General features: G+C 72.0%; 18 protein-coding genes. 14 read left to right on the top strand and 4 right to left on the bottom strand.

Annotated features, from left to right (window positions below):
- Window positions 1–10: 10 nt before the first annotated feature.
- Complete coding sequence (locus tag CELGI_RS12110; RefSeq protein WP_013884419.1) at window positions 11–562, top strand: GNAT family N-acetyltransferase; 552 nt, start codon at window positions 11–13, stop codon at window positions 560–562.
- A 50-nt stretch (window positions 563–612) separates the two neighbouring features.
- Window positions 613–2,142 (top strand): peptide MFS transporter, encoded by a 1,530-nt coding sequence (locus CELGI_RS12105; protein ID WP_049785565.1) that lies wholly within the window; start codon window positions 613–615, stop codon window positions 2,140–2,142.
- 35 nt (window positions 2,143–2,177) lie between these two features.
- Here the strand turns inward: CELGI_RS12105 and CELGI_RS12100 are convergent, their stop codons facing one another.
- Entirely contained in the window at window positions 2,178–3,158 is a 981-nt protein-coding gene (locus tag CELGI_RS12100) for a LacI family DNA-binding transcriptional regulator (RefSeq protein WP_013884417.1), read from the bottom strand.
- A gap of 153 nt (window positions 3,159–3,311) precedes the next feature.
- Here CELGI_RS12100 and CELGI_RS12095 point away from each other — a divergent pair, with 153 nt between their 5' ends.
- From CELGI_RS12095 to ilvD (CELGI_RS12075), 5 genes are all read left to right on the top strand, one after another.
- The gene (locus CELGI_RS12095; RefSeq protein ID WP_013884416.1) at window positions 3,312–4,616 is read left to right on the top strand and encodes an extracellular solute-binding protein; all 1,305 of its coding nucleotides are present in this window, start codon (window positions 3,312–3,314) and stop codon (window positions 4,614–4,616) included.
- 5 nt (window positions 4,617–4,621) lie between these two features.
- Window positions 4,622–5,659, top strand: a complete 1,038-nt coding sequence (locus CELGI_RS12090; protein ID WP_013884415.1) for a carbohydrate ABC transporter permease — start codon at window positions 4,622–4,624, stop codon at window positions 5,657–5,659.
- Window positions 5,656–6,555 carry a carbohydrate ABC transporter permease gene (locus tag CELGI_RS12085; RefSeq protein ID WP_013884414.1) on the top strand — a complete coding sequence of 300 codons (900 nt, stop codon included), beginning with the start codon at window positions 5,656–5,658 and terminating at the stop codon, window positions 6,553–6,555. Before CELGI_RS12090 ends, CELGI_RS12085 begins: the two co-directional genes overlap by 4 nt.
- 6 nt (window positions 6,556–6,561) lie before the next feature.
- Window positions 6,562–8,916, top strand: coding sequence for a beta-xylosidase/alpha-l-arabinosidase (locus CELGI_RS12080; RefSeq protein WP_013884413.1), 2,355 nt, complete (start codon window positions 6,562–6,564; stop codon window positions 8,914–8,916).
- Between the two features lie 217 nt (window positions 8,917–9,133).
- Window positions 9,134–10,996 carry a dihydroxy-acid dehydratase gene (ilvD, locus tag CELGI_RS12075; protein ID WP_013884412.1) on the top strand — a complete coding sequence of 621 codons (1,863 nt, stop codon included), beginning with the start codon at window positions 9,134–9,136 and terminating at the stop codon, window positions 10,994–10,996.
- A gap of 182 nt (window positions 10,997–11,178) precedes the next feature.
- On the opposite strand, the gene CELGI_RS12070 is transcribed toward ilvD (CELGI_RS12075), so the two are convergent.
- From CELGI_RS12070 to CELGI_RS12060, 3 genes are all read right to left on the bottom strand, one after another.
- Complete coding sequence (locus CELGI_RS12070; RefSeq protein ID WP_245528096.1) at window positions 11,179–12,819, bottom strand: outer membrane protein assembly factor BamB family protein; 1,641 nt, start codon at window positions 12,817–12,819, stop codon at window positions 11,179–11,181.
- Between the two features lie 142 nt (window positions 12,820–12,961).
- On the bottom strand, window positions 12,962–14,512 hold the full coding sequence (locus CELGI_RS12065) for an outer membrane protein assembly factor BamB family protein (protein ID WP_245528095.1): 1,551 nt from the start codon (window positions 14,510–14,512) through the stop codon (window positions 12,962–12,964).
- A 457-nt stretch (window positions 14,513–14,969) separates the two neighbouring features.
- Window positions 14,970–17,405: a putative bifunctional diguanylate cyclase/phosphodiesterase gene (locus tag CELGI_RS12060; RefSeq protein WP_150104736.1), complete on the bottom strand. Its 2,436-nt coding sequence runs from the start codon at window positions 17,403–17,405 to the stop codon at window positions 14,970–14,972.
- A gap of 256 nt (window positions 17,406–17,661) precedes the next feature.
- On the opposite strand from CELGI_RS12060, the gene ilvD (CELGI_RS12055) reads away from it, so the two are divergent.
- The 7 genes from ilvD (CELGI_RS12055) to CELGI_RS12025 all read left to right on the top strand — a co-directional run bounded on the left by ilvD (CELGI_RS12055) (window position 17,662) and on the right by CELGI_RS12025 (window position 25,916).
- Window positions 17,662–19,377: a dihydroxy-acid dehydratase gene (ilvD, locus tag CELGI_RS12055; RefSeq protein WP_013884408.1), complete on the top strand. Its 1,716-nt coding sequence runs from the start codon at window positions 17,662–17,664 to the stop codon at window positions 19,375–19,377.
- Window positions 19,378–19,438: 61 nt separating this feature from the next.
- Window positions 19,439–21,160 (top strand): alpha-glucosidase, encoded by a 1,722-nt coding sequence (locus CELGI_RS12050; RefSeq protein WP_013884407.1) that lies wholly within the window; start codon window positions 19,439–19,441, stop codon window positions 21,158–21,160.
- Between the two features lie 49 nt (window positions 21,161–21,209).
- A complete protein-coding gene (locus CELGI_RS12045; protein ID WP_013884406.1) occupies window positions 21,210–21,800 on the top strand; it encodes a pyridoxamine 5'-phosphate oxidase family protein in 591 nt (196 codons plus the stop codon).
- An 81-nt stretch (window positions 21,801–21,881) separates the two neighbouring features.
- Window positions 21,882–22,877, top strand: coding sequence for an ABC transporter ATP-binding protein (locus CELGI_RS12040; protein ID WP_013884405.1), 996 nt, complete (start codon window positions 21,882–21,884; stop codon window positions 22,875–22,877).
- Complete coding sequence (locus CELGI_RS12035) at window positions 22,874–23,875, top strand: ABC transporter permease subunit (protein WP_013884404.1); 1,002 nt, start codon at window positions 22,874–22,876, stop codon at window positions 23,873–23,875. Before CELGI_RS12040 ends, CELGI_RS12035 begins: the two co-directional genes overlap by 4 nt.
- 95 nt (window positions 23,876–23,970) lie before the next feature.
- A complete protein-coding gene (locus tag CELGI_RS12030) occupies window positions 23,971–24,945 on the top strand; it encodes an ABC transporter ATP-binding protein (protein ID WP_049785638.1) in 975 nt (324 codons plus the stop codon).
- A complete protein-coding gene (locus CELGI_RS12025; RefSeq protein WP_013884402.1) occupies window positions 24,942–25,916 on the top strand; it encodes a hypothetical protein in 975 nt (324 codons plus the stop codon). Before CELGI_RS12030 ends, CELGI_RS12025 begins: the two co-directional genes overlap by 4 nt.
- Window positions 25,917–25,925 lie beyond the last annotated feature (9 nt).

Below are 25,925 nucleotides of genomic sequence, written 5' to 3'. Positions count from 1 at the left end.
ATCTGCGCCCATGGACAAGCCCACGCTGAACGGCGAGATGCTCACGCTGCGTCCCATCCGCGCCTCGGACGCCGAGGCCGTGTGGGAGGCGGTGACCGACGACGAGGGACGGCGCCTGACCGGCACCACGCGCGCCTTCACGCGCGGCGAGATCGACACGTGGTGCGCGACCGTGGCGGACCTGCCCGACCGCGTCGACCTGGCCATCACGCTCGCCGACCCCACGGACGACGAGTACCTGGGCGAGATCGTCCTGACCGACATCGACGAGGTGGTCCGCAGCGCGAACCTGCGCCTGGCGATGCGGCCCGGGTACCGCGGGCGCGGGTACGGGACCGAGGCGATCCAGCTGGTGCTCGGTCTCGCGTTCGACGGGCTGGGTCTGCACCGCGTCGGGCTCGACGTGCTGTCGATCAACACGCGCGCGCAGGCGCTGTACGAGAACCTCGGCTTCCGGGTGGAGGGCCGTCGGCGCGACGCGTACCGCGACGGCGAGCGCTGGTGCGACGGCATCGACATGGGCCTGCTCGAGGACGAGTTCCGGGCGGGTCAGCTGGACTGACGCCCGTCCGGGTTTGTCCGGCGGCGGGCGTCACCCGCACGATGGGCGTCATGGATCAGGACGGCGCACCCGGCCGGGGCGGTGCGGGCACGGCCCGCGGCACGCACGACCGCGGCTTCTTCGGCCACCCCCGTGGCCTGCTCACGCTCTTCGGCACGGAGATGTGGGAGCGGTTCAGCTACTACGGCATGCGCGCGATCCTGCTGTACTTCCTCACGGACACGCTCGCCGACGGCGGTCTGGGCCTCGACGAGGGCGTCGGCAACGCGATGGTCGCGGCCTACGGCGCCTCGGTCTACCTCCTGTCGGTCGTGGGCGGGTGGCTCGCGGACCGCGTGATCGGCGCGCGGCGCTCGGTGCTGTACGGCGGCGTGGTGATCGCGGCGGGCCACGTGGCACTCGCGCTGCCGTCGGCCGCGACCGCGTACCTCGGCATCGTGCTCGTGGCGCTCGGCACCGGGCTGCTCAAGCCCAACGTCTCGAGCCTCGTGGGCGAGCTGTACACGCGCGACGACCCGCGCCGGGACTCGGCGTTCTCGATCTTCTACATGGGCATCAACATCGGCTCGCTGTTCGCGCCGATCCTGGTGGGCATCGCGCGCGAGGTGGGCGGCTACCACGCCGGGTTCGCGGTGGCCGCGGTCGGCATGGCCGTCGCGCTCGCGTTCTTCGTCGCCGGGCGCCACCTGCTCGGCGGTGCGGGCGACGCGCCGCCCAACCCGCTGACCGCGCAGGACCGCCCGGGCCTGCTGCGCCTGCTGGCGGCCGTGGGCGTGGGCGCGCTGGTCGCGTTCGGCGTCGCGGTGCTGGTCTCGGGCGGCGTCGAGGTGACGACGTTCGTCGACACGCTGTCCTACATCGCGCTCGCCGCGCCGGTGGCGACGTTCTGGGTCATGTTCCGTTCGCCCAAGGTCACGGCACCGGAGCGCTCGCGGCTGCGCGCGTACGTGCCGCTGTTCGTCGCGGCGATGGTGTTCTGGATGATCTTCGAGCAGGCGGCGAGCACGCTGTCCGCGTACGCCAAGGACCACACGGAGCTCGACGTGCTCGGCTTCGCCGTGTCGCCGTCGTTCTTCCAGTCGGTGAACCCGGCTGCGATCATCCTGCTCGCGCCGCTGTTCGCGTGGCTGTGGGTGCGGCTCGACGACCGTCCGCCGACCGCGGTGAAGTTCGCGATCGGGCTCGCGTTCGCGGCCGTCTCGTTCCTGTTCCTGGCCGGCGCGTCGGCGATCGCGGGGGACGGCCGGTCGCCCGCGTGGGTGCTCGTGGTGGTCTACGTGATCCAGACGGTCGGCGAGCTGTGCCTGTCACCCGTCGGGCTCGCGGCCACCACGCTCCTGGCGCCGCGCGCGTTCCGCGGCCAGGCGATGGCGCTGTGGTTCCTGGCGACCAGTGCGGGCAACGCGGTGACCGCGCAGCTGGTCCAGGTGACCGAGGGTGCGAGCCCGACGGCGTACTTCGGGTGGATCGGTGCGGTCGCGCTGGCGTGCGCGGGGGCCATGTTCGCGATCGCGCCGTGGGTCACGCGCAAGATCCGCGAGGGTGCCGAGACCGAGGACAAGGCCGCGCTCGCGGGGTGACGCCGGGCCGCCCCACGGCGCTCGCGGGGCGGTCGTCAGGCCAGGCGGCGCGTCGAGCCGCGCTCGACGAGCGACGTGGGCAGACGCAGGTGCGTCGGCACCTCGCGCTCGTTCAGCAGGTCCACCAGCAGCCGCAGCGCCTGCGCGCCGATGTCCCGCAGCGGCTGGCTGATCGTGGTGAGCGGCGGGTCGCACAGCGCTGACTCGGGGACGTTGTCGAACCCGATGACCGACAGGTCCTCGGGCACGCGCAGCCCGACCTCGCGCGCGACCTCGACCGTGCGGATGGCCGAGAGGTCGTTGGCGGCGAACACGGCCGTGGGTCGGTCGGGGCCGGTGAGCATCGCGCGTGCCGGCTGGCCCGCGGTCTCCGCGCGGTACCCGCCGTTCACGACGAGCGACTCGTCGACGGGCAGGCCCGCGGCGGCCATGGCCGAGCGGTAGCCGGCCTCGCGCAGGCGCGCGGACTCCAGGTCGGGCCGGCCGCCCACGTGCCCGATGCGCCGGTGGCCGAGCGCGATCAGGTGCTCGGTCGCCATGACAGCGCCGGCGAAGTTGTCCGCGTCGACCGTCGGCGTGCTGCCGGACGGGCCGGTGTGCGGGTCGATCGCGACCACGGGGATGCCGTTCGCGGCGTCGACGACCGTCGGGGTCACGATGATCGCGCCGTCGATCAGGGTCCCGCCCAGGCGGGACAGGTACCGGCGCTCCCAGCCGACCTCGGCGCCGCGTGCGCCGCCGGAGTAGGCGAGCAGCTCGTAGCCAGTCGCGCCGATCGCGCTCGAGGCGCCCTTGAGCAGCTCGGTGCTGAACGGTTCGAACTCCGCGACCAGGATGCCGATCACGTTGGTGCGGTGCGAGCGCAGGCTGCTGGCGCCCAGGCTCGCCTCGTACCCCAGGTCGGAGATCACCTGCTGCACGCGGTCGAGCGTCGACTGCGCCACGCCGTACCGGCCGTTGACCACCTTGGACACGGTGGCGACCGACACGCCCGCCTGACGTGCGACGTCGGCCATCTTGACTCGCCCTGGCTGCTCCACGCCGCGATGATATGGCATCGGTTTGATAACGGTATAGATAACGGTTTCGATAACGATTGACACTCCGCCCGACACTTTGCGAGACTCGCCGGCGTCCAGGTGGGTCAACGAAGACTGAAAGGACCAGACATGGCACGCATGCGCCGTGCGACCGCGACGATCGCGGTGGCGACGACGGTGGCTCTGCTCGCAGCCTGTGGCGGCGGGGACGAGCCCGGAGGCGAGAAGACGCCCGGGGGCAAGGGCGAGGACGTCACCGTCACGTGGTGGCACAACTCCAACACGGGTGACGGCAAGAAGTACTACGACAAGGTCGCGGCCGACTTCGAGGCGGCCAACCCGGGTGTCGACATCGACGTCCAGGCCATGCAGCACGAGGACATGACCACCAAGCTCGAGGCGGCCTTCCAGGCCGGTGAGGCGCCCGACGTCTACATGGAGCGCGGTGGCGGCGAGCTCGCCGACCACGTCGAGGCGGGCCTGGTCAAGGACCTGTCCGAGGCCGCGGGCGACACGATCGCCAAGCTGGGCGGCACGGTCGCCGGCTTCCAGGTCGACGGCGCCACCTACGCGCTGCCGTTCTCGCTGGGCGTCGTCGGGTTCTGGTACAACAAGGCGCTCTTCGCGGAGGCGGGCATCGACGCCACGCCGACCACGTGGGACGAGATGTACGCCGCGATCGACAAGCTCAAGGCGGCGGACATCACCCCGATCGCGGTGGGCGCGGGCGACAAGTGGCCCGCCGCGCACTACTGGTACTACTTCGCGCTGCGTCAGTGCTCGCAGGAGGTCCTGCAGGGCGCGGTGCAGTCGCTCGACTTCTCCGACCCGTGCTTCGTGCGCGCCGGCGAGTCGCTCGAGGAGCTGGTGGCGGCCAAGCCGTTCAACAACGGCTTCCTCACCACCAAGGCGCAGGAGGGTGCCACGAGCGCCTCCGGCCTGCTGGCGACCGGCAAGGTCGCGATCGAGCTCCAGGGCCACTGGGAGCCCGGCGTGATGCAGGGCCTCACCGAGGACGGCTCGGGCCTGGGCGAGAACACGGGCTGGTTCGCGTTCCCGGCCGTGGACGACGGCCAGGGCGACCCGGCCTCCGCGCTCGGCGGCGGTGACGCGTGGGCCGTGGGCCAGGACGCGCCGGACGCCGCGGTGGACTTCGCGCAGTACCTGCTGTCCGACGAGGTCCAGAAGGGCTTCGCCGAGCTGGACATGGGTCTGCCGACGAACAACACCGCCTCGAAGTACGTCTCCGACCCGGCGCTGGCGAACCTGCTGGCCGTCCGTGACGCGGCGCCCTTCGTGCAGCTGTACTTCGACACGGCCTTCGGCGCCTCGGTCGGCGGCGCGATGAACGACGAGATCGCCCTGCTGTTCGCAGGCGAGGCATCTCCGCAGGACATCGTCGACGCCACCCAGGCTGCGGCTGACTCGGAGTGATCGACGTGGCAGACGAAGCGAACGCCCTGACGGGTGCCTCCGCCTCGACTGCGACGTCCACCCCGACGGTGGAGGCCGCCGGCCGTGCTCAGGCACGGTCGGCGGCCCCCGCCCCGGGCGGACGCCGCGGCTCCGGCGCATCGGTCCGCAAGCGCCTCGAGATCACGATCTTCGTGGCGCCCGCCCTCGTGCTGTTCGGCCTGTTCGTGGTGTGGCCGATCATCCGCGCGGTGCAGTTCTCCTTCTACAAGTGGAAGGGGTACGGCCCGCTCAAGAACTTCGTGGGGCTCGACAACTACGCGAGCGTGCTGCAGAACGACGTCTTCACCGGCGCGTTCACGCACAACATGATCATCGTGGTGGCGTCCATCGCCATCCAGCTCCCGCTCGGCCTCGGCATCGCGCTCCTGCTGAACCGCAAGATGCGCGGCCAGAGCGTGCTGCGCACCATCATCTTCGTCCCGTACGTGCTGGCCGAGGTCATCGCGGGCGTCGTCTGGTACCAGATGCTCGTCGCCGACGAGGGCGTCATGGACACGCTGCTCTCGGCGATCGGGCTCAGCGGACCCGAGCAGGGCTTCCTCGGCGACCCGAAGTACGCGCTGTGGACCGTCATCGCGGTCCTCACCTGGAAGTACCTGGGCCTGGCGATCATCCTGTTCCTCGCCGGCCTGCAGGGCGTGCCCGACGAGCTGTACGAGGCCGCGCAGATCGACGGCGCGTCCTGGTGGCAGATCCAGCGCCGCATCACCATCCCGATGCTCGGCCCGACGCTGCGCACGTGGGCGTTCCTGTCGATGGTCGGCTCGCTGCAGCTGTTCGACATGGTCTGGATCCTCACGGGCGGCGGTCCCGCCAACTCCACGACGACGATGGCCACGTTCCTCATCAACGAGGGCACCAAGCGGTCCAACTACGGCATCGCCTCGGCGGCCTCCGTGATCCTCTTCGTCGTCGCCCTGATCATGGCGCTGCTGTACCAGCGCTTCGTCATGCGCCGTGACAACACCGTCACGGTCGTCCGGAAGAAGGCCGCCCGATGACCACCGCCCTCGCCCCGACCAAGGGCGCCGCGGCAGCGCAGTCGCAGCAGACCGCGCGCCGGTCCGGCAGCACCAACGCGATGCGCGGCGGGAGCCCGCTGATCTGGTTCGTCGCGCTCATCGTGTGCGCGTTCACGCTCGGCCCCGTGCTGTACGGCGTGGTGTCCGGGTTCCGGACCAACGCGCAGCTCGCCGAGTCGCCCTCGTCGCTGCCCGCCCCGTGGGTGCTCGACAACTACGCCGGCGTGATCCAGAACCCCGACTTCTGGCGGTACACGCTCAACTCGACCGTGATCGCGCTCGTCACCACGGCGCTCGTCGTCGTGTGCGGCGTGATGGCCGCGTACCCGCTCGCGCGGTACCAGTTCAAGGGCCGCGAAGGCCTCTACATGGTGTTCGTCGCGGGCCTGCTGTTCCCCGCGACCGTGGGCGTCATCCCGCTGTTCATCCTCATCACCAAGGACCTGCACCTGGGCAACTCGTGGTGGGGCGTGGCGCTCCCGCAGGCGGCGTTCGCGCTGCCGATCACCGTGGTGATCCTGCGGCCGTTCCTGCAGGCGATCCCCACCGAGCTCGAGGAGGCGGCGATGCTCGACGGCGCCAGCCGCATCGGGTTCTTCTGGCGGATCCTGCTGCCGCTGTCCGGCCCGGGCCTGGTGACGGTCGGTGTCCTGGCGTTCGTCGGCTCGTGGAACGCCTACCTCCTGCCGCTGCTGCTGCTGCAGGGCGACAAGAAGACGCTGCCGCTGGGTGTCGCGGACTTCTCCTCGGAGCACGCGTCGGACATCGCCGGTGTGTTCGCCTTCACGTCGCTGTCGATGATCCCCGCGCTGATCTTCTTCCTCGCGATGCAGAAGCGGATCGTCAGCGGTCTGCAGGGCGCGGTCAAGGGCTGATCGGCGATGACGGACACCACCACCCGCGACCAGGCGGGCCAGCTGCAGGGTGCGCCGAGCACCCCCACCACCGCGCCGGACACCCGGCCGGCTCCTGCCGACGAGACCGCGGCTCGCGTCGCGGCGCTCGTCGGGAGCATGTCCCTCGAGGCCAAGATCGCGCAGGTCGTCGGCTTCTGGGAGAAGGGCGACGGCGAGGTCGTCGCACCGCTGCAGGGCGAGTTCACGCGTGAGGGCGGCCTCGACGAGGCCACCCGCCACGGGCTCGGCCACCTCACCCGCGTGTACGGCACACGTCCCGTGGACCCGGACGGCCGGGCGCGGTGGCTGTGGGCCAAGCAGCGCGAGCTCGTCGCGACCAGCGGCCTGCCCGCGCTCGTGCACGAGGAGTGCCTCACGGGCCTGTCGGCCTGGCAGGCGGCGACGTTCCCGACGCCGCTCGCGTGGGGCGCGTCGTTCGACCCCGAGCTGGTGCAGGAGATGGCCACGCTCATCGGCGGGTCCATGGCCGCGCTGGGCATCCACCAGGGCCTGGCCCCCGTGCTCGACGTCGTGCGCGACCCCCGGTGGGGCCGCGTCGAGGAGTGCATCGCCGAGGACCCGTACCTGATCGGTGCGATCGGCACGTCCTACGTGCGCGGGCTGCAGTCCACGGGCGTGCACGCCACGCTCAAGCACTTCGTCGGCTACTCGGCCTCGCAGGCGGGGCGGAACTTCGCCCCCGTGCACGCCGGGCCGCGTGAGGTGGCCGACGTGCTGCTCATCCCGTTCGAGATGGCGGTCCGTGACGGTGGCGTGCGCTCGGTCATGCACTCGTACGCCGAGATCGACGGCGTGCCCGTGGCGAGCGACCCGCGCCTGCTGCACGACGTGCTGCGCGAGCGGTGGGGCTTCGACGGCGTGGTCGTCGCGGACTACTTCGGCGTCGCGTTCCTCGACATCCTGCACCACGTGGCCGAGGACCTCGGTGCCGCCGCGGGCCTCGCGCTCGCGGCCGGCGTCGACATCGAGCTGCCCACCGGGGACGCGTTCCTCGAGCCGCTCATCACGGCGGTGCGCGAGGGCCGGGTCGACGAGGCGCTCGTCGACCGTGCGGTCACCCGTGCGCTGCGGCAGAAGGCCGAGCTCGGGCTCCTGGACGCGACGTTCGACGACGAGCCGCCCACCGGGATCGACCTCGACTCGCCCGCGCACCGCGCGGTCGCGCTGCGGCTCGCGCAGGAGTCGGTGGTGCTGCTCGGCAACGACGGGCTGCTGCCGCTCGGTGCCTCCGGGCCCGTCGGCCGCGTCGCGGTGATCGGCCCCAACGCCGACCGTGCCGAGGCGATGTTCGGCTGCTACTCGTTCGTCAACCACGTCCTCGAGCACCACCCCGAGGCCGAGATGGGCATCGAGGTCCCCACCGTGCTCGACGCGCTGCGCGCCGAGCTGAACGGCACCGAGGTCACCTACGCGCGTGGCAGCGCCGTGGACGACGAGGACCGTGCCGGGTTCGCCGAGGCCGTGGCAGCGGCCTCGGCGGCCGACGTGGCCGTCGTCGTCGTGGGGGACCACGCCGGCCTGTTCGGGCGGGGCACCGTGGGTGAGGGCTGCGACCGCGACGACCTCGAGCTGCCGGGCGTGCAGCGCGAGCTGGTCGAGGCGGTGCTCGCGACCGGCACCCCGGTGGTGCTGGTGCTCCTGACCGGCCGGCCCTACGCGGTCGACTGGGCGCTCGAGCGGTGCGGTGCCGTGGTGCAGGCGTTCTTCCCGGGTGAGGAGGGCGGCACGGCGGTCGCCCACGTGCTGTCCGGCCGGGTCAACCCGTCCGGTCGGCTCCCCGTGAGCCTGCCGCGTTCGGCGGGTGCCCAGCCGTACTCCTACCTGCACCCGGCGCTGGGGGGAGACGGCGACGTCACGAACCTCCGCAGCACGCCGGCCCTGCCGTTCGGCCACGGCCTGTCGTACACGTCCTTCGCGTACGACGCGCTCGAGCCGGCCGCCGACGAGGTCGCCACGGACGGACGCATCCGCGTCGCGGTGCGGGTGACCAACACCGGCGAGCGGGACGGCGACGAGGTGGTCCAGCTCTACGCGCACGACCCGGTCGCCTCGGTGACCCGGCCCGTCGCGCAGCTGGTCGGGTTCCGCCGGGTCGCGCTCGCCGCGGGGCAGTCCGCGGTGGTGCGGTTCGACGTGCCGACCACCCGGGTCGCGTTCAGCGACCGGGACATGGTGCGGATCGTCGAGCCCGGCGAGCTCGAGCTGTGGGTCGGCACGTGCGCCGACCGGCGCGCGCAGGCCCGGGTCCGGCTGACCGGTGCCGTGCACACGATCGACGACGACGACCGCTGGACGGTGACGGAGATCGTCGGCGGCTGACGCCCCGACGGCCCGCGTCTCGACGCCCGCCCAGCATCCCTGCCCGCCCCGACGGGCCGTGCCGACTCCGACGGCACGGCCCGGGGGCGGGCCTTCGTCGTCCCGCACCCGTCGTGGCAGGTCGCAGCGTGGACACCGCGCGGACCGCGCCGCCCACCGACGTACGCTGACCCGGCGCGTGCCCCTGACGCGCCACCTGCGTGAGGAGTTGACCTCGATGAGCCGTCCGCTGCGCTCCCGGACCTCGACCCACGGCCGCAACATGGCCGGTGCCCGTGCGCTGTGGCGCGCCACCGGCATGGGCAGCGAGGACTTCGGCAAGCCGATCATCGCGATCGCGAACTCGTACACGCAGTTCGTCCCGGGCCACGTCCACCTCAAGGACATGGGCGACCTGGTGGCGGGCGCGATCCGCGAGGCCGGCGGCGTGGCCAAGGAGTTCAACACCATCGCGGTCGACGACGGCATCGCGATGGGTCATGGCGGGATGCTCTACTCGCTGCCCAGCCGCGACCTGATCGCCGACTCGGTCGAGTACATGGTCAACGCGCACTGCGCGGACGCGATCGTGTGCATCTCCAACTGCGACAAGATCACGCCCGGCATGCTCAACGCCGCGCTGCGGCTCAACATCCCGGTCATCTTCGTCTCGGGCGGGCCCATGGAGGCCGGCAAGGCCGTCGTCGCCGACGGCGTCGCCCGTACGCCCCTCAACCTGGTCAACGCGATCAACTACGCGGCCGACGACAACGTGGGCGACGACGCGCTCGCGCAGGTCGAGGAGAACGCGTGCCCCACGTGCGGCTCCTGCTCCGGGATGTTCACGGCCAACTCGATGAACTGCCTGACCGAGGCGCTCGGCCTGTCGCTGCCCGGCAACGGCTCGACGCTGGCCACGCACGAGGCGCGGCGTGAGCTGTTCCTCGAGGCGGGCCGCACGATCGTCGCGCTGGCCAAGCGGTACTACGACGACGAGGACGACACTGCCGCCCCGCGCTCGATCGCCACGCGCGCCGCGTTCGGCAACGCGATGGCGCTCGACGTGGCCATGGGCGGCTCCACCAACACCGTGCTGCACATCCTGGCCGCGGCGCAGGAGGCGGGGGTCGACTTCACGCTCGCGGACATCGACGCGATCTCCCGCCGCGTGCCCTGCCTGGCCAAGGTCGCGCCGAACCACCCCGACTTCCACATGGAGGACGTGCACCGCGCGGGCGGCATCCCCGCGCTGCTCGGCGAGCTCGACCGTGGCGGGCTGCTGGACCACGACGTGACCTCCGTGCACACGCCCACGCTGCGCGCGTGGCTCGACGACTGGGACATCCGCGGCGGCAAGGCCACGCAGCGCGCTCAGGACCTGTTCCTGGCGGCGCCCGGGGGGGTGCGCACCACGCAGGCGTTCTCCACGGCGAACGTGTGGGAGTCCCTGGACACCGACGCCGCCCACGGCTGCATCCGCGACGTCGAGCACGCCTACACGGTCGAGGGCGGCCTCGCGGTGCTGCGCGGCAACCTGGCCGAGGACGGCGCGATCATCAAGACCGCCGGCATCGACCCGGACGTGTTCCACTTCGTCGGCACCGCGCTGGTGTGCGAGTCGCAGGACGAGGCCGTGGAGAAGATCCTCACCAAGCAGGTGCAGCCCGGCCACGTGGTCGTCGTCCGGTACGAGGGCCCTGCGGGCGGCCCCGGCATGCAGGAGATGCTGTACCCGACGTCCTTCATCAAGGGCCGTGGGCTCGGCAAGGTGTGCGCGCTCATCACCGACGGCCGGTTCTCGGGCGGGTCCTCCGGCATCTCGGTGGGTCACGTCTCTCCCGAGGCGGCCGCGGGCGGTGCGATCGCCCTGATCGAGGACGGCGACGAGATCGAGATCGACGTCGAGACGCGCCTGATCCGCATCAATGTGCCCGACGACGTGCTCGCCGAGCGCCGCGCCAAGATGGAGGCGTCCGAGACGCCGTGGCAGCCGCGCGACCGCGACCGCTACGTGTCCCCGGCCCTGCAGGCCTACGCAGCGATGGCCACGTCCGCCGACCGCGGCGCGGTCCGCGACGTCACCCGCCTGCGCCGCGGCTGAGCCGACCGTCGCCGCGAGCAGTGCGCCGGGTCTCGTCCTCGGAGGCCGGCCTGACATGTCGGGTGGCTGCTTGGCGATGAACCATGGGAGTTGCTACCGCGGCGGCATGACCGCCCAACCTGAACGGTGCGGGAAACCGGGACAGGCTCCGGCGGCACGCTCCCTCCGCACCATCTGGTTGCTCACGCGCGGTTGACGCATCGTGGGCTGCTCCATCCAGACCAGTTGCCGACGAGGTCGCCCGCACGCACGGAGACGCACAGCCGGGTCGCCCTGGGCACCGAGAACGTCGCCGAGGTCGCCTGGGAGCGTGCCCGGACCTTCCACGAACGGATCGGCTTGCCCACCGGCGCTCGGCCGACTCGCACCTGATAGGCCTTGACCCCGGTTCCGCGGTCAATCGCCGACCACCGCGCCCTCGTGGTGGACGTGTGGATCACCGCAGACGAGAAGGGCGCGACCGACACCTTCGGGGACGTCGCATCCAGTGTGAATCGAGTCGAGACCGCGCCCACCGTCGCGTACGCGACCCGCACCCCCAGCGTGTGCGACCCGTCACCCAGACCCGCCGGCGACCACGGCGACGTGCACTCCCGGTCCACCCCGTCGACCGTGCACACGTACCTGGCGTGACGGACCCCTGAGCTGAACACGAACCGCGCGCCCGGACCCACCGACGAACCCGCGGCAGGACCCTCCAACCTGACCGTCGTGTCGCCCGCAGGCTCAAACACCGTCAACGTCGAACCGGCTGGCACCGCCAACACACCATCACCCTGCGCCATACCGCGCAGCGGGGCGTCTGCGCCCTCGATCACCTGTGGAATGGGCCCGCGTGCCTTCCCGCGCCACACCAGCGCACCGGTCTCGACGTCGCGCATGTCAATGGTGCCGTCCGCGCGGCCCTCGACCACGTAGCCGTTCACGATCAACGGCGGCGTCGTGTTGTCGTTCGTGGGTGCCCTCCACAACTCGACACCGGACCGCGCGTCGTGGACGGTGAGGTGCCCGTTGGCGACGGCGACCATGTGCGTGTCGTCGAACGCGGGTGTGGTCCAGGACGTGACAGCCGCGAACGCGAGATCGGAAGCAGTGAGGGCATCGACGACTGCCATCGGGCGCCCGACGTAGAAGCCACGGACATGCAGCCTGCCGTCGTGGAGGACGGACGTCGAACCGCCGCCCCCCGAGCAGGGGCCGTGCCGGCTCCAGACCGGCGCACCATCAAGTGCGAAGCGATAGATGCGCTCGCACGCAAACGACAGGAAGATCCCGTTGTCCGACACCGTCGGTGAGCTCGCGGAGCCAGTGGCGAGATCGGCGGTCCACAGCACGTTCCCCGAGCCCTGATCGACCGCGAAGAGCGTGCCGCCACTACCGCTGCCGACGACGTACACGACGCCGTCGCGGGCGGTCGGCGGGCCGTCGAAGTACCGCTGACTGGGGAGGTCGATGTTCCAGGCGACGTGTCCGGTTGTCGCGTCGAGGGCCATGAGTCCACCCGAGTCGCTCATCACGAAGACTCGACCTGCGTCGAAGGCGAACGCGCTCGTACTCTCGGTGTACCCGCCGACGACACGCGGGCCCCACACGACCTCACCCGACCGGGCGGACAGCGCGACGACACTTCGACCGAGGCGGCGCGGGTCGGAGTACAGCGCGTACACGATGCCGTCTGCGATGAGCGGGTAGCTGACCGTGCCGTGGAGCGTCACTGACCACGCCTCCGTCAGCGGGCCGGTGAACGACGGGTCCACGGAGCGGCCGTCGTGCAACGGCCCCTGCTGGAAAGCCACTGCTGCGTACGGGTCGGGCGACTCCACATCCGACCCGTACGTTGCCGCGGCTGGGGCGCAGCAGGCGATCCCCGCCGAGACGGCAGCAATCATCGACAGTAGTCGCCTGCGCATCGGCGATGCCTCTCTCTCATCGGTAGGCGTGCGGGCCAGACGCGCGCGCGTTCGACTAGGTGCGGTTGACGCATCGTGGGCTGCTCCATCCAGACCAGTTGCCGACGAGGTCGCCCGCACGCACGGAGACGCACAGCCGGGTCGCCCTGGGCACCGAGAACGTCGCCGAGGTCGCCTGGGAGCGTGCCCGGACCTTCCACGAACGGATCGGCTTGCCCACCGGCGCTCGGCCGACTCGCACCTGATAGGCCTTGACCCCGGTTCCGCGGTCAATCGCCGACCACCGCGCCCTCGTGGTGGACGTGTGGATCACCGCAGACGAGAAGGGCGCGACCGACACCTTCGGGGACGTCGCATCCAGTGTGAATCGAGTCGAGACCGCGCCCACCGTCGCGTACGCGACCCGCACCCCCAGCGTGTGCGACCCGTCACCCAGACCCGCCGGCGACCACGGCGACGTGCACTCCCGGTCCACCCCGTCGACCGTGCACACGTACCTGGCGTGACGGACCCCTGAGCTGAACACGAACCGCACGCCCGGACCCACCGACGAACCCGCGGCAGGACCCTCCAACCTGACCGTCGTGTCGCCCGCAGGCTCAAACACCGTCAACGTCGAACCGGCTGGCACCGCCAACACACCATCACCCTGCGCCATACCCATGACCGCTTGGCCCCACTCGATGCTGAGCGGTATCGGGCCGCCAGCACTGCCGCGCCAGACCAGGGCACCGGTCTCGATGTCTCTCATGTCGACGGTGCCGTCTGAGCGTCCGCCGACCACGTAGCCGTTCACGACCAGTGGCGGCACCGTGTAATCGTCTTCCGCGGCCTGCCAGAGTGGGTCGCCGATCAGTCGGTCGCTCCCGGAGCGCAGGTCGTACGCGGTCAGCAGCCCGCCAGCAACGGTGATCATGTGCGAGTCGTCGAACGCCGGAGGAGCCCACCCGCTGAACGTCGCGAGCTCGAGCTCGGCCCCGGTCGCGGCATCAAGGATGCTCGGCCACTCCCACGTGTCGGGACTCCTCACGTAGAGCCGGTCGCCGTGCAGGACCGTCGTCATTCCGCCGCCACCAGTGCACGAGCCTGGTCGACGCCAGATGAGTGAGCCGTCGAGCGCGAACTTGTACGTCTCCTTGCACGCGTACGAGACGTAGACGCCATCTGCGGAGACCGTCGGGGAACTCGTGTCACCAGTGCCTTGATAGGCCGTCCACAGGATCTCGCCCGTCTGTTCATCGAGTGCAAGGAGATTCCCGAGATATCCGCGGGCGCCGACGTACACGACGCCGTCGCGCGCGGTGACCGGCGCATTCACGCCGGACGGGAGGTCGAGCGTGAGGTCCCAGTTGACCTCACCGGTCACCGCATCGACGGCCACGATCCGGCCGAGCTCACCGAGGATGAAGACCTGTCCCGCATCGTAGGCGAACGAGCTCGGGCCCGTGGTCCAGCCACCGATCACCAGCGGGCCCCATACGCGCTCGCCCGTCTCGGCGGAGAGCGCCACGACGCTCCGGCCACGCCCCGCCGGATCGGCCGACATCGCGAAGACGAGGCCTTCGGCGATCAGGGGATAGCCGATGGTGCCCCCTGCCAGCGTCACCGACCATGCCTCGGTCAACGGGCCTCTGAACGAAGGGTCCACGGATCGGCCGTCGTGCAGAGCGTTGTTCTGGTAGGCAGCCGCGGCATACGGGTCGGAGGGTCTCGACGATGTCGGCGCTACCGAGGCGTCGGCCGAAGCCGGGGGTGCGAGTGCAAGCACACACGCCGCGACCACGCCGAGGCCGAACACACGCCGCCGCATTGCCTCCGCCTCTTTCGTTGTGACGTCTCTCAGCCCATCGGCGCCTGGTGGCAGCGAGTTGAGCCCTCGGCGGCTCGAGCTTTCGCCTCTTCCCCAGGCGCGCCAGGGCTCAGCATGGGGTCGTTCTCGGTGCCGAACACTCCCCCTCTGCGCGCCGCGGAGCCTGAACCGGGCTCCCGGACCGTTCGGGTCGGGCGATCATGCCGCCGTGGTGGCGGCGGTGTGATGGTCCTCGCAAGGGTCCGGGCGAGGGTCAGGCGTGCTCGTGCTGGCGGGGGCCGCCGGTCCCGCGCAGGACGGAAGAGGCGACGGTGGCGGAGTCGAGCAGGCCGTCGATCTCCTCGCGGGGGACGGGCCGGCCGAACAGGTAGCCCTGGCCCTGGGGGCAGCCGAGGGCGCGCAGGGCCTCGGCCTCTTCCTGGGTCTCGACCTGCTCGGCGACGGCGGTCAGGTCCAGGCTCGCGCACAGGTCGACGATGGCGCCGGCCAGGGCGCGGCGGCGGCGGGCTTCTTCGCCGGTCTCGGCGGCGATGCGGGTGAAGGCGCCGTCGATCTTGACGATGTCCACGGGCAGGTCCCGCAGGTAGGACAGCGAGGAGTAGCCGGTGCCGAAGTCGTCGATCGCGGCGCGGATGCCGTGCTCGCGCAGGGTGGCCAGGTGCGCGATCGCGGGTGCGGCCTCGTCGCGGCCGGTCGCCAGCAGCGCGGTCTCGGTGATCTCGAGGACCAGCGCCTCACCGGGCAGGCCGGAGGAGTGCAGGGCCTCCAGGACGGTGTCGACCACGTCGGGTCGGCGCAGCTGGTGGCCGGAGATGTTGACGTGCACGGCCACGCCGTGACGCTCGTACCAGGGCCGGGCGTCGGCGCAGGCGCGCTGCAGCACGTGCGCGCCGATGGGGATGATCAGGCCGGTGTCCTCCGCGACGGGGATGAACCGGTCGGGCATGACGAGCCCGCCCACGGGGTGCCAGCGCAGGAGCGCCTCGACGGCGAGCATCTCGCCGGAGTCCAGGTCGACCACGGGCTGGTAGCGCACCTCGAGCTCGTCGCGCGCGACGGCGTGCCGCAGGCCCTCGGTGAGCGAGGAGCGGCCGGCCTGCTCGATCCGCAGACGGGGCGTGAAGACGTAGGCCTGGTTCTTGCCGGCGGCCTTGGCGGCGTACAGCGCCAGGTCCGCGTCCCGCAGGCCCTGCTGCACGGACACGGTGTCGTCCATGACGCGCACGCCGACGCTCGCGGCGACGCGGATGGACTGGCCGTCGATCTCAAGCGGCTCGGCGAGCGCGCGCACGATCCGCCACGCGATGTCGTGCGCGTCCTCGTCGGTGGCGCGTTCCAGGACGATCGCGAACTCGTCGCCACCGAGGCGCGCGAGCGTGTCGGTGGGGACCACGATGCGGCGCAGCCGCCGCGCGACCGCGGTCAGCAGCTGGTCGCCGGCCGGGTGGCCGTAGTTGTCGTTGATGCCCTTGAACCCGTCGAGGTCCACCATCAGCACGGCGCGGGGCAGGGTGCGGCCGCCGGGCGGCCCCGGGTCGGCCAGACGGGCCGAGAGGTGCGCACGGTTGCCCAGGCCGGTGAGCGGGTCACGCAGGGCCTGCTTGCGCAGCAGCTTCTGCAGGTTGCTCTGCTCGCGCAGCGCCTGTGACAGCTCGGCGGCCTGGCGGTCCAGCTGCACGGCCCGGCGCTGCGCTGTGCTCGTGCCGGCCACGAGGCGGCCCACCAGGAACGCGGACATGACCGTCAAGGTCAGCAGCGGGACCGCGAGGTCGGACCACCGCATCGACACGATCGAACCGGGCTCGAACGTCAGGAGGTACGTGATCGGCCCGACGGTCGCCATGACGACGAAGATCGCGCCGCGCGTCGCGGTGTGCGTGTGCGAGGACCGCTCGGCACGCGGCTCCGACGTCGCGGGGTGCAGGGCCGCGGTCGCGAACAGCACGAACCACACGAGCCACGAGGCGCTGCCGATGCCCTCGACGAGCGAGGTGTCGAGCAGCGAGATCCCCGGCAGACCGTCACCGGTCAGCGTGACCGTGTAGAGCATGTCGCCCGTGGTCGAGGACACCACACCGAGCGCGAGCAGGACGTACGCGCGGTTGGTGGTGCCGTACCGGAACGCCAGCCGCGCTGCGGCGAACACCACCGGCAGGCCGAGCGCGATCGACACGATCGAGGCCACGCGCGACGGGTCCTCGAGCGCGTCGGTGCCCACGTGCGTGCGGAAGACGAGCACCCAGTACAGGAGCGCGAGGCCCATGACCACGATGAACGCGTCGGTCGTGGCGCTCTCGTTCCGGGAGCGCTGCGGGTTGCGGGGCAGCGCGGCCAGCCCTGCGGTCAGCAGCGCGTACGTGGGCATGTACAGCACGTCGAACCACCAGGGGATCTGGCTGTCGTCGCCCGTGACGACGTACCACGTGGTCCAGGCGAGGTCGGAGAGGCACCACCAGGCGAGGCCCGCGGCCAGGAGCCACCACGCACGTGCGGCGGCCGGGCGGTTGCGCCGGATCCCGACGACGGTCGCGGCGACGGCGAGCACGGGGACCACGTCCCACAGGACCTCCCCGGCCCAGCCGGGGACGAGCATGACCAGGAACGTCAGGCCGAGCCCGCACGCGAGGAAGGCCCGGCACGACACGACGTCGAGGGGCCGTCGCACGCTGCGCGCGGGCACGTCGTCCATCGCACCTCCCTGGTTCGTCGTCGTCCAGGTCGGCGCGACCGCACCGACCGCGCACACCTCCGTCGCATCCCCTCCGATCGGCCGCGCGCTCCCCGCGTTGAGCCGGAAGCCCGAGAGGTTTCTCGTGTCACCCGCACCGGCGACGACCACACGGCTGACCAGCGCGTGCACCGAGCGTCCCGGCCGGGGCGGCGGCGCGGGTGCGCTCACCGGGCCGGCCCGCGCGTGCGCGGGGGTGCGCTCCTACAGTGAGCGCATGACGGACACAGCCCCGGGCGCCGACGGCATCGACATCAAGCCGCGCTCCCGCCAGGTGACCGACGGTCTCGAGGCCACGGCGTCCCGCGGGATGCTCCGTGCCGTCGGCCTGGGGGACGAGGACTTCGCCAAGCCCCAGATCGGGGTCGCGAGCTCGTGGAACGAGATCACGCCGTGCAACCTGTCGCTGGACCGGCTCGCGAAGGCCGCCAAGTCCGGCGTGCACGCCGCCGGGGGGTATCCCCTGGAGTTCGGCACCATCTCGGTGTCCGACGGCATCTCGATGGGCCACGAGGGCATGCACTTCTCGCTGGTCAGCCGCGACGTCATCGCCGACTCCGTGGAGACGGTGATGATGGCCGAGCGGCTCGACGGGTCGGTGCTGCTCGCGGGGTGCGACAAGTCGCTGCCCGGGATGCTCATGGCCGCGGCGCGCCTCGACCTGGCCTCCGTGTTCCTGTACGCGGGCTCGATCATGCCGGGCTGGGTCAAGCTGTCCGACGGCACCGAGAAGGACGTGACGATCATCGACGCGTTCGAGGCGGTCGGGGCGTGCGCGCGCGGGCTGATGAGCGTCGAGGACGTCGGCCGGATCGAGCGTGCGATCTGCCCGGGCGAGGGCGCGTGCGGCGGCATGTACACCGCGAACACCATGGCGTCCGTCGCCGAGGCCATGGGCATGTCGCTGCCGGGCTCCGCCGCGCCGCCCTCGGCGGACCGCCGCCGCGACCAGTACGCGCAGCGTTCGGGCGAGGCCGTGGTCGAGATGCTGCGGCGCGGCATCACGGCCCGGCAGATCATGACCAAGGAGGCGTTCGAGAACGCGATCGCGGTGGTCATGGCGTTCGGCGGCTCCACCAACGCGGTGCTGCACCTGCTGGCGATCGCGCACGAGGCCGAGGTGGACCTCACGCTCGACGACTTCGCGCGCGTCGCGCAGCGCGTGCCGCACCTGGGCGACCTCAAGCCGTTCGGCCGGTACGTCATGAACGACGTCGACCGCGTCGGGGGAGTGCCGGTCGTCATGAAGGCGCTGCTCGAGGCCGGCCTGCTGCACGGCGACTGCCTGACGGTGACGGGCCGGACGGTCGCGGAGAACCTCGCCGACGTGAACCCGCCCGACCCGGACGGCAAGATCCTGCGCGCGCTCGACAACCCGATCCACCGCACGGGCGGCATCACGATCCTGTCGGGCTCGCTCGCACCGGACGGTGCGGTCGTGAAGTCCGCGGGGTTCGACTCCGACGTGTTCGAGGGCACCGCGCGCGTGTTCGAGCGGGAGCGAGCGGCGCTCGACGCGCTCGAGGACGGCACCATCCAGGCGGGCGACGTCGTCGTGATCCGTTACGAGGGCCCCAAGGGCGGACCGGGCATGCGCGAGATGCTCGCGATCACGGGTGCGATCAAGGGCGCGGGGCTGGGCAAGGACGTGCTGCTGGTGACGGACGGACGCTTCTCGGGCGGGACGACGGGCCTGTGCGTCGGCCACATCGCCCCCGAGGCGGTCGACGCGGGCCCGATCGCGTTCGTGCGCGACGGGGACCGCATCCGGCTCGACGTCGCGCACGCGCGCCTCGACCTGCTGGTGGACGACGACGAGCTCGCGCGCCGGCGCGAGGGGTGGGCGCCGCTGCCGCCGCGCTACACCCGCGGCGTGCTCGCGAAGTACGCCAAGCTGGTGCAGTCCGCGAGCCGCGGCGCGGTCCTCACCTGATCGGCACCACCGGCGCGACGAGCCCGGGCGGCGCGCCCGCGCGCTGCCTACGGTGTGGGGCATGGCCTTCACGCAGCAGGACGCGCCCTGGTGGACGAGCACGGTGGTCTACCAGATCTACCCGCGCTCGTTCCAGGACTCCGATGGTGACGGCATCGGCGACCTGCGGGGTGTGCTGCAGCGCGTCGACCACCTGGCGGAGCTCGGCGTCGGCGTCGTGTGGTTCTCGCCGATCTTCCGCAGCCCGCAGGACGACAACGGCTACGACATCAGCGACTACCAGGACGTCGACCCGCTGTTCGGCACGCTCGCGGACCTGGACCAGGTGATCGCGGCGCTGCACGAGCGCGGCATCAAGGTGGTCATGGACCTCGTCGTGAACCACACGTCCGACGAGCACCCGTGGTTCGTCGAGTCCCGCTCGTCGAAGGACAGCCCCAAGCGGGACTGGTACTGGTGGCGACCCGCGCGCGAGGGGATGCCCACGGGCGCCCCGGGCGCCGAGCCCACCAACTGGGGCAGCTTCTTCTCAGGACCGGCCTGGGAGCTGGACCCGATCACGGGCGAGTACTACCTGCACCTGTTCAGCAGGCGTCAGCCGGACCTCAACTGGGAGAACCCGGAGGTCCGCGACGCGGTGTTCACGATGATGCGGTGGTGGCTGGACCGGGGCGTCGACGGGTTCCGGATGGACGTGGTCAACCTGCTGTCCAAGGCGGTCCGGCCCGACGGCTCGTTGCCGGACGGCATCGCGCACGACGGGCGGCTGGGCGACGGCAGCCCGCACTACACGTCGGGGCCACGCATCCACGAGTTCCTGGCGCAGATGCACCGCGAGGTGTTCGCGGGCCGCCCCGGCGCCTTCCTCACGGTGGGGGAGATGCCCGGTGTCACCGTGCAGGACGCGCGGCTGTTCACCGATCCGGCGCGCGCCGAGGTGGACATGGTGTTCCAGTTCGAGCACGTGGGCCTGGACCACGGCCCCGGCGGCAAGTTCGACCCGCGGCCGCTGCGCCTGACGGAGCTGAAGGCGAGCCTGGGCCGGTGGCAGGCGGGCCTGGCCGACGTCGGGTGGAACTCGCTGTACTGGGACAACCACGACCAGCCACGCATCGTCTCGCGCTGGGGCGACGACGGCGCGTACCGCCGGGAGTCCGCGACGATGCTCGCGACCGTGCTGCACCTGCACCGGGGGACGCCGTACGTCTACCAGGGCGAGGAGCTCGGGATGACGAACGCGCAGCACCTCACGGCGCCGGAGCACTACCGCGACATCGAGACGCTGCGGCACCTGGCCGAGGCGCGGGCGTTCCGCACCGAGGCGGACCTGCTGGCCGCGTACGGCGCGATGGGCCGGGACAACGCGCGCACGCCCGTGCAGTGGGACGCGTCCGCGCACGCGGGCTTCACCACCGGGCAGCCGTGGCTGCCCGTGAACCCGAACCACGTGGAGCTCAACGCCGCGGCGCAGCGCGCCGACCCGCGGTCGGTGTTCCACCACTACCGCCGGCTGATCGCGCTGCGGCGCGACGAGCCGGCCGTGGCGCACGGCGACTTCACGATGCTGCTGCCCGACGACGAGGCCGTGTACGCGTTCACGCGTCGGCTGGACGACGTCGAGCTGCTGGTCCTGGGCAACTTCACGGGCGAGGAGCAGCTCGCGCTCGTCGACCCGGTCTGGACCGATGCGCAGGTTCTCCTGGGCAACTACGACGAGCCCGTGGTCGAGACGCCCGTGCGGCTGCGGCCGTGGGAGGCGCTGGTGGTGCGGCGCACGCGCTGACCGCGAGACGCGGGCGCTGCACCCGCGGGGCGCTGGCTAGGTTCGGCGCATGGGGAAGGTCCACGAGCGCATCGACGACCGGCTGAGGGCGTTCATCGAGGCGCAGCACATGTTCTTCGTCGCCACGGCCCCGAGCGGGTCCGACGGGCACGTGAACGTCTCACCCAAGGGCATCGGCGGCACGTTCGCGGTGCTCGACGAGCGCACGGTCGCGTACGTGGACGTGACCGCCTCGGGTGCCGAGACCATCGCGCACCTGCGCGACAACGGGCGCATCACGCTGATGTTCTGCGCGTTCGAGGGCCCGCCGAACATCGTCCGGCTGCACGGTCGCGGCCGGTTCGTGACGCTGTACGACGAGGGCTTCGCCGACCTGCTGACCCGGTTCGACGGCGGTGTCGACGACTCGCGGGGGGCGCGTGCGGTCGTCGTCGTCGACGTCGAGCGCGTCTCCGACTCGTGCGGTTACGGCGTGCCGCTCATGACCTACGCGGGCGAGCGCGACCTCCTGCCGCCGTTCATGGAGCGCAAGGGCGAACAGGGCCGCGCGGACTACCGCCGGCTCAAGAACCGGACCTCGATCGACGGCCTTCCTGCGTTCGACATGGACCCCGCCCCCGAGGCCGTACCTCGCACCTGACCAGCGTGTTCGGCCCGGCCCTCGTCGGCGGACGGGTACGGTGCCGATGGCCCCACCCGGGGGTCGAGGCAGGGGGACAGGGTGGGGTTCACAGGAGAGCTCGCGGTGTCGACGCGCGGGCTGCGCAAGACGTACCGGCGGCCGGGCCGCAGCCCGCACGTCGCGGTCGAGGGCCTCGACCTGGACGTGCCGGTCGGTGGGGTGCACGGCTTCCTGGGGCCCAACGGGGCCGGCAAGACGACGACGATCCGCATGCTGCTGGGCCTGGTGGGCGCCGACTCGGGCACCATGCGCGTGTTCGACGAGCCCGTGCCGCTGAGGCTGCCCGCCGTCGTCGGGCGCGTGGGTGCCATCGTCGAGCAGCCCAAGTTCTTCCCCAGCTTCTCGGCCCGCCGCAACCTGTCCCTGCTGGCCGGAGGCATCGGCGCCGACGAGCGGCTGGTCGACGTGGTGCTCGCGGACGTCGGCCTGGCGGACCGCGCTCGGGACCGGTACCGCTCGTACTCGCTCGGCATGAAGCAGCGGCTGGCGATCGCCGCGACGCTGCTCAAGGACCCGGACCTGCTGATCTTCGACGAGCCGACGAACGGGCTGGACCCCGCCGGGATCCGCGAGGTGCGCCAGACCATGCGCGGCCTGGCCGACCGCGGCAAGACCGTGCTGGTCTCGAGCCACATCCTCGCGGAGGTGGAGCAGGTCGCCGACACCGTCTCGATCGTCGCGCGGGGGCGCCTGGTGGCCGCCGGGACCGTCGCCGAGCTCATCGGGGCAAGCTCGGCGACCACCGTGCGGGTCGGCATCGAGGTACCCGGTACGGCCGGCGAGCTGCTCACCGCGCAGGGCTGGGGCGTGCGCCGGGACGGTCGGTACCTCCTGGTCGACGGCGCACCGAACCCGGCGCGGGTCACCGAGGTGCTGGCGCGGGCCGGGCTCTTCGTCGACGAGCTGATGCCCGTGCGCGTGGACCTCGAGCAGGTGTTCCTCGAGCTGACCGCGGGGCAGGGGCCCGGTACGCGGCCGCCGGACGCGCCACGAAAGGCGTCGCACGGGCGCCGCGCGCAGGGAGGTGCGGCATGACCCGCCTGGTGTGGACCGAGCTGCGCCGCTGGTTCTCGCGGTCGCTGCTGTGGGGGCTGGCCGGCGGGACCGTGCTGCTCATGCTGCTGGTGCCGTTCCAGAGTTGGTCCGGTTCGCGGGCCCCGTCGCAGGAGGACCTGCGGGACGCGCAGCTGCAGGTCGAGCAGTTCGAACCCATGAGCGACGCCGACATCGAGGTATGCCGTGCGGAGGAGGCCCGCGAGCGGGAGGCGACCGGCGACCCGACGGTCGACTTCGACTGCGACTGGCGGCCCACCGCGACCGACTTCCTGCCGTGGCGCCAGTACTTCGACACCGAGGCCCAGCGCGGCGTCGCCGGGGTGTCGATCCTGCTGGCGGTCGTGGCGCTCATGGCGGGCGCGTCGTTCGTCGCCGCGGAGTTCACGACCGGCGCCATCGGCAACTGGCTCACGTTCGCGCCGCGGCGCGGGAGGGTGCTGACCAGCAAGCTCGTCGCGGCGGGTCTGGGCTTCCTGCCCACGGCGGTCGTCGCGGTGACCACTCTCCTGGCAGGGACCTGGGGCGCGTTCGCGCTCAACGACGCGCTGCACAACCCCCGCCCGCAGGAGGACGCGCCGCTGTGGGACGTCGCAGACGCTGTCGGTTTCGGCGCGCGACTGGTGGCGGCGATCGTGCTGCTCGCCGTCGCGGGCGCCGCGCTCGGGTTCGTCGCGCGCCACACCGCGGCGGTGCTCGGTCTGGTGGTCGCGTGGGCCGTGGTGGTCGAGGGCATGCTCGGCAGCCTCGTGCCGCGGCTGCAGGGGCTCCAGCTCCACGTCAACCTCGAGGCGTGGCTCCAGCGCGGGACCGAGTACACGGTCGAGGTGTGCGCGCCGAACCCCGAGGGCGGCGGTCAGGTGTGCGCGTACGTCCCGCACGCGGTCAGCCAGCTGCACGGGGCCGTCGTGCTCCTGGTGGTCGTGGCGGTGCTCGTCTCCGTGGCCGCGCTGGTGTTCCGGCGCCGGGACGTCGGGTGACGGCGGCTGCTCCGATCGGGTGAAGCTCGATCGCGCCGCTCGTGGCGCGGGGTCGGGACGTCGTTGAAGCACGAGACGACGACGAGGGGGGCACCATCAGGAACGGCGAGCCCGCGATCTCGACACGCGGCCTGCGCAAGACCTACCGCCGCTTCGACCTGTCCCAGGTCGTCGCCGTGGAGGGCCTGGACCTCGACGTCCCCGCGGGTGGCGTGCACGGCTTCCTCGGGCCGAACGGCTCGGGCAAGACCACCACGATCCGCATGCTGCTGGGTCTCGCCCGTCCGGACTCCGGCCGGATGCACATCTTCGGCGTGCCGGTGCCCGAGCGACTGCCCGAGGTCGTAGGGCGCGTCGGCGCGATCGTCGAGCAGCCGAAGTTCGTCCCGACGTTCTCGGGCCGCCGCAACCTGCAGATCCTGGCGGCGGGCATCGACGTCCCGCCGACGCAGGTCGAGGACGTGCTCGAGCGGGTGGGGCTGCGGGAACGTGGCCGCGACCCGTTCCGGCGCTACTCGCTCGGCATGAAGCAGCGTCTGGCGATCGCCGCGACGCTCCTCAAGGACCCCGAGCTCCTGATCTTCGACGAGCCGACGAACGGGCTGGACCCCGCTGGGATCCACGACGTGCGCGCGACCATGCGGGGCCTGGCCGACGAGGGCCGCACGGTCCTGGTCTCGAGCCACATCCTGAGCGAGGTCGAGCAGGTGGCCGACACGGTCTCGATCGTGACGCGCGGGCGCCTCGTCGCATCCGGCACGGTCGCGTCGCTGGTGGCGGGCCGGGGCCAGGTCAGGGTCGGGGTCCCGGACCCGGTGGTCGCGCAGCGGGTCCTGACCGGCCAGGGCTGGTCCGTGCAGGCCGAGGACAGCGGTCTCGTCGTCGCGGGCGCACCGGACGCGGGGGTCGTCAACGAGACCCTCGCGCGGGCCGGCGTGTTCGCGCACGAGGTGCGCACGGTCCGCGCCGATCTCGAGGCCGCGTTCCTCGAACTCACGGCAGGGACGGGTCCGGGCGGGATCGACCGGCCCGCCGTCCGCCGTGGCGTCCGTCTCGGGAACCTCTCATGAGGGGGATGCTGCGCGCGGAGCTGATGCGCGTGCGCTCCCGCTCGGCCTTCTGGGGCACGCTCGTCGTGCTGCTGGTCGCCTGCGCCGGCCTGGTGATCGCGGCGTGGGACGACACGAGGCCACCGTCGGACGCTGCTGTCGCCCAGGCGCACCTGGACCTCGATGACGCCCTCGCGTCCTGGGAGGACGAGCAGGACTGGTGGACCGCGGAGTGCGAGGACGCGGAGGATCCGTGGTTCGAGAGCGTGGACTGCGACACGTTCGGACGTCCCGTCCTCGAGCAGTTCCTGCCGTACCGGGACGGGCTCGCCGAGGTCGTGGACAGCCGGTTCGCCCCGATCGGCGGGCTGCTCGTGCTCGGGCTGCTCATCATGGGCACCAGCCTGGCCGCGGCTGACTTCGCGTCAGGTGCGATGGCGACGTGGCTCACGTTCCAGCCGCGCCGCGCGCGCGTGGTCGGCAGCCGGCTCCTTGCGGCCGCGACCGCGACCGTGCCGCTCGCGCTGGCCGTGCTCACCGCCGCGGCGCTCGGCATGGCGGGGGTCGTGGCATGGAACGGGGCGATGCAGGACGGCGGTCAGGCGGCGGCCTCGATCGCGGCGTACGGCTGGCGCGCCGTCGTCGCGGCGCTGTGGGGGGTCGTCCTGGGTACGGGCCTCGCGTTCACGTTCCGGCACTCCGCGGCCGTGATCGGCGTGGTCGTGTGGTGGGTCGCCGCGGTGGAGACCGCGCTCCCGACGATCCTGCCCACGTCGCGGGGGGTGACCCTCGTGACGAACCTGCGGGCCTGGACCGAGGGCGGGACGTCGTACGTCACCGAGACGTGCCGTCTCGACGCGGCGAAGAACGAGGTCTGCGACGTGGTCGAGCACGTCATCTCGCAGACCCAGGGCGGGCTGGTGATGCTCGGGGTCGCGGCGGTCGTGGTCGGTCTCGGTCTGCTGGTGTTCCGGCTGCGCGACGTGGGTTGACGCGCGGGC

The sequence above is a fragment of the Cellulomonas gilvus ATCC 13127 genome, from assembly GCF_000218545.1.
In the GTDB taxonomy this organism is placed as follows: domain Bacteria; phylum Actinomycetota; class Actinomycetes; order Actinomycetales; family Cellulomonadaceae; genus Cellulomonas; species Cellulomonas gilvus.
Note: the sequence above shows the minus strand (reverse complement) of the source record. Positions and strands in the feature narration are given on the sequence as shown.

Coding starts and splice junctions, on each gene's coding strand:
- CELGI_RS12110 (WP_013884419.1), top strand. CDS start 11: ATGGACAAGCCCACGCTGAACGGCGAGATGCTCACGCTGCGTCCCATC.
- CELGI_RS12105 (WP_049785565.1), top strand. CDS start 613: ATGGATCAGGACGGCGCACCCGGCCGGGGCGGTGCGGGCACGGCCCGC.
- CELGI_RS12100 (WP_013884417.1), bottom strand. CDS start 3,158: ATGGCCGACGTCGCACGTCAGGCGGGCGTGTCGGTCGCCACCGTGTCC.
- CELGI_RS12095 (WP_013884416.1), top strand. CDS start 3,312: ATGGCACGCATGCGCCGTGCGACCGCGACGATCGCGGTGGCGACGACG.
- CELGI_RS12085 (WP_013884414.1), top strand. CDS start 5,656: ATGACCACCGCCCTCGCCCCGACCAAGGGCGCCGCGGCAGCGCAGTCG.
- CELGI_RS12080 (WP_013884413.1), top strand. CDS start 6,562: ATGACGGACACCACCACCCGCGACCAGGCGGGCCAGCTGCAGGGTGCG.
- ilvD (WP_013884412.1), top strand. CDS start 9,134: ATGAGCCGTCCGCTGCGCTCCCGGACCTCGACCCACGGCCGCAACATG.
- CELGI_RS12060 (WP_150104736.1), bottom strand. CDS start 17,405: ATGGACGACGTGCCCGCGCGCAGCGTGCGACGGCCCCTCGACGTCGTG.
- ilvD (WP_013884408.1), top strand. CDS start 17,662: ATGACGGACACAGCCCCGGGCGCCGACGGCATCGACATCAAGCCGCGC.
- CELGI_RS12050 (WP_013884407.1), top strand. CDS start 19,439: ATGGCCTTCACGCAGCAGGACGCGCCCTGGTGGACGAGCACGGTGGTC.
- CELGI_RS12045 (WP_013884406.1), top strand. CDS start 21,210: ATGGGGAAGGTCCACGAGCGCATCGACGACCGGCTGAGGGCGTTCATC.
- CELGI_RS12035 (WP_013884404.1), top strand. CDS start 22,874: ATGACCCGCCTGGTGTGGACCGAGCTGCGCCGCTGGTTCTCGCGGTCG.
- CELGI_RS12025 (WP_013884402.1), top strand. CDS start 24,942: ATGAGGGGGATGCTGCGCGCGGAGCTGATGCGCGTGCGCTCCCGCTCG.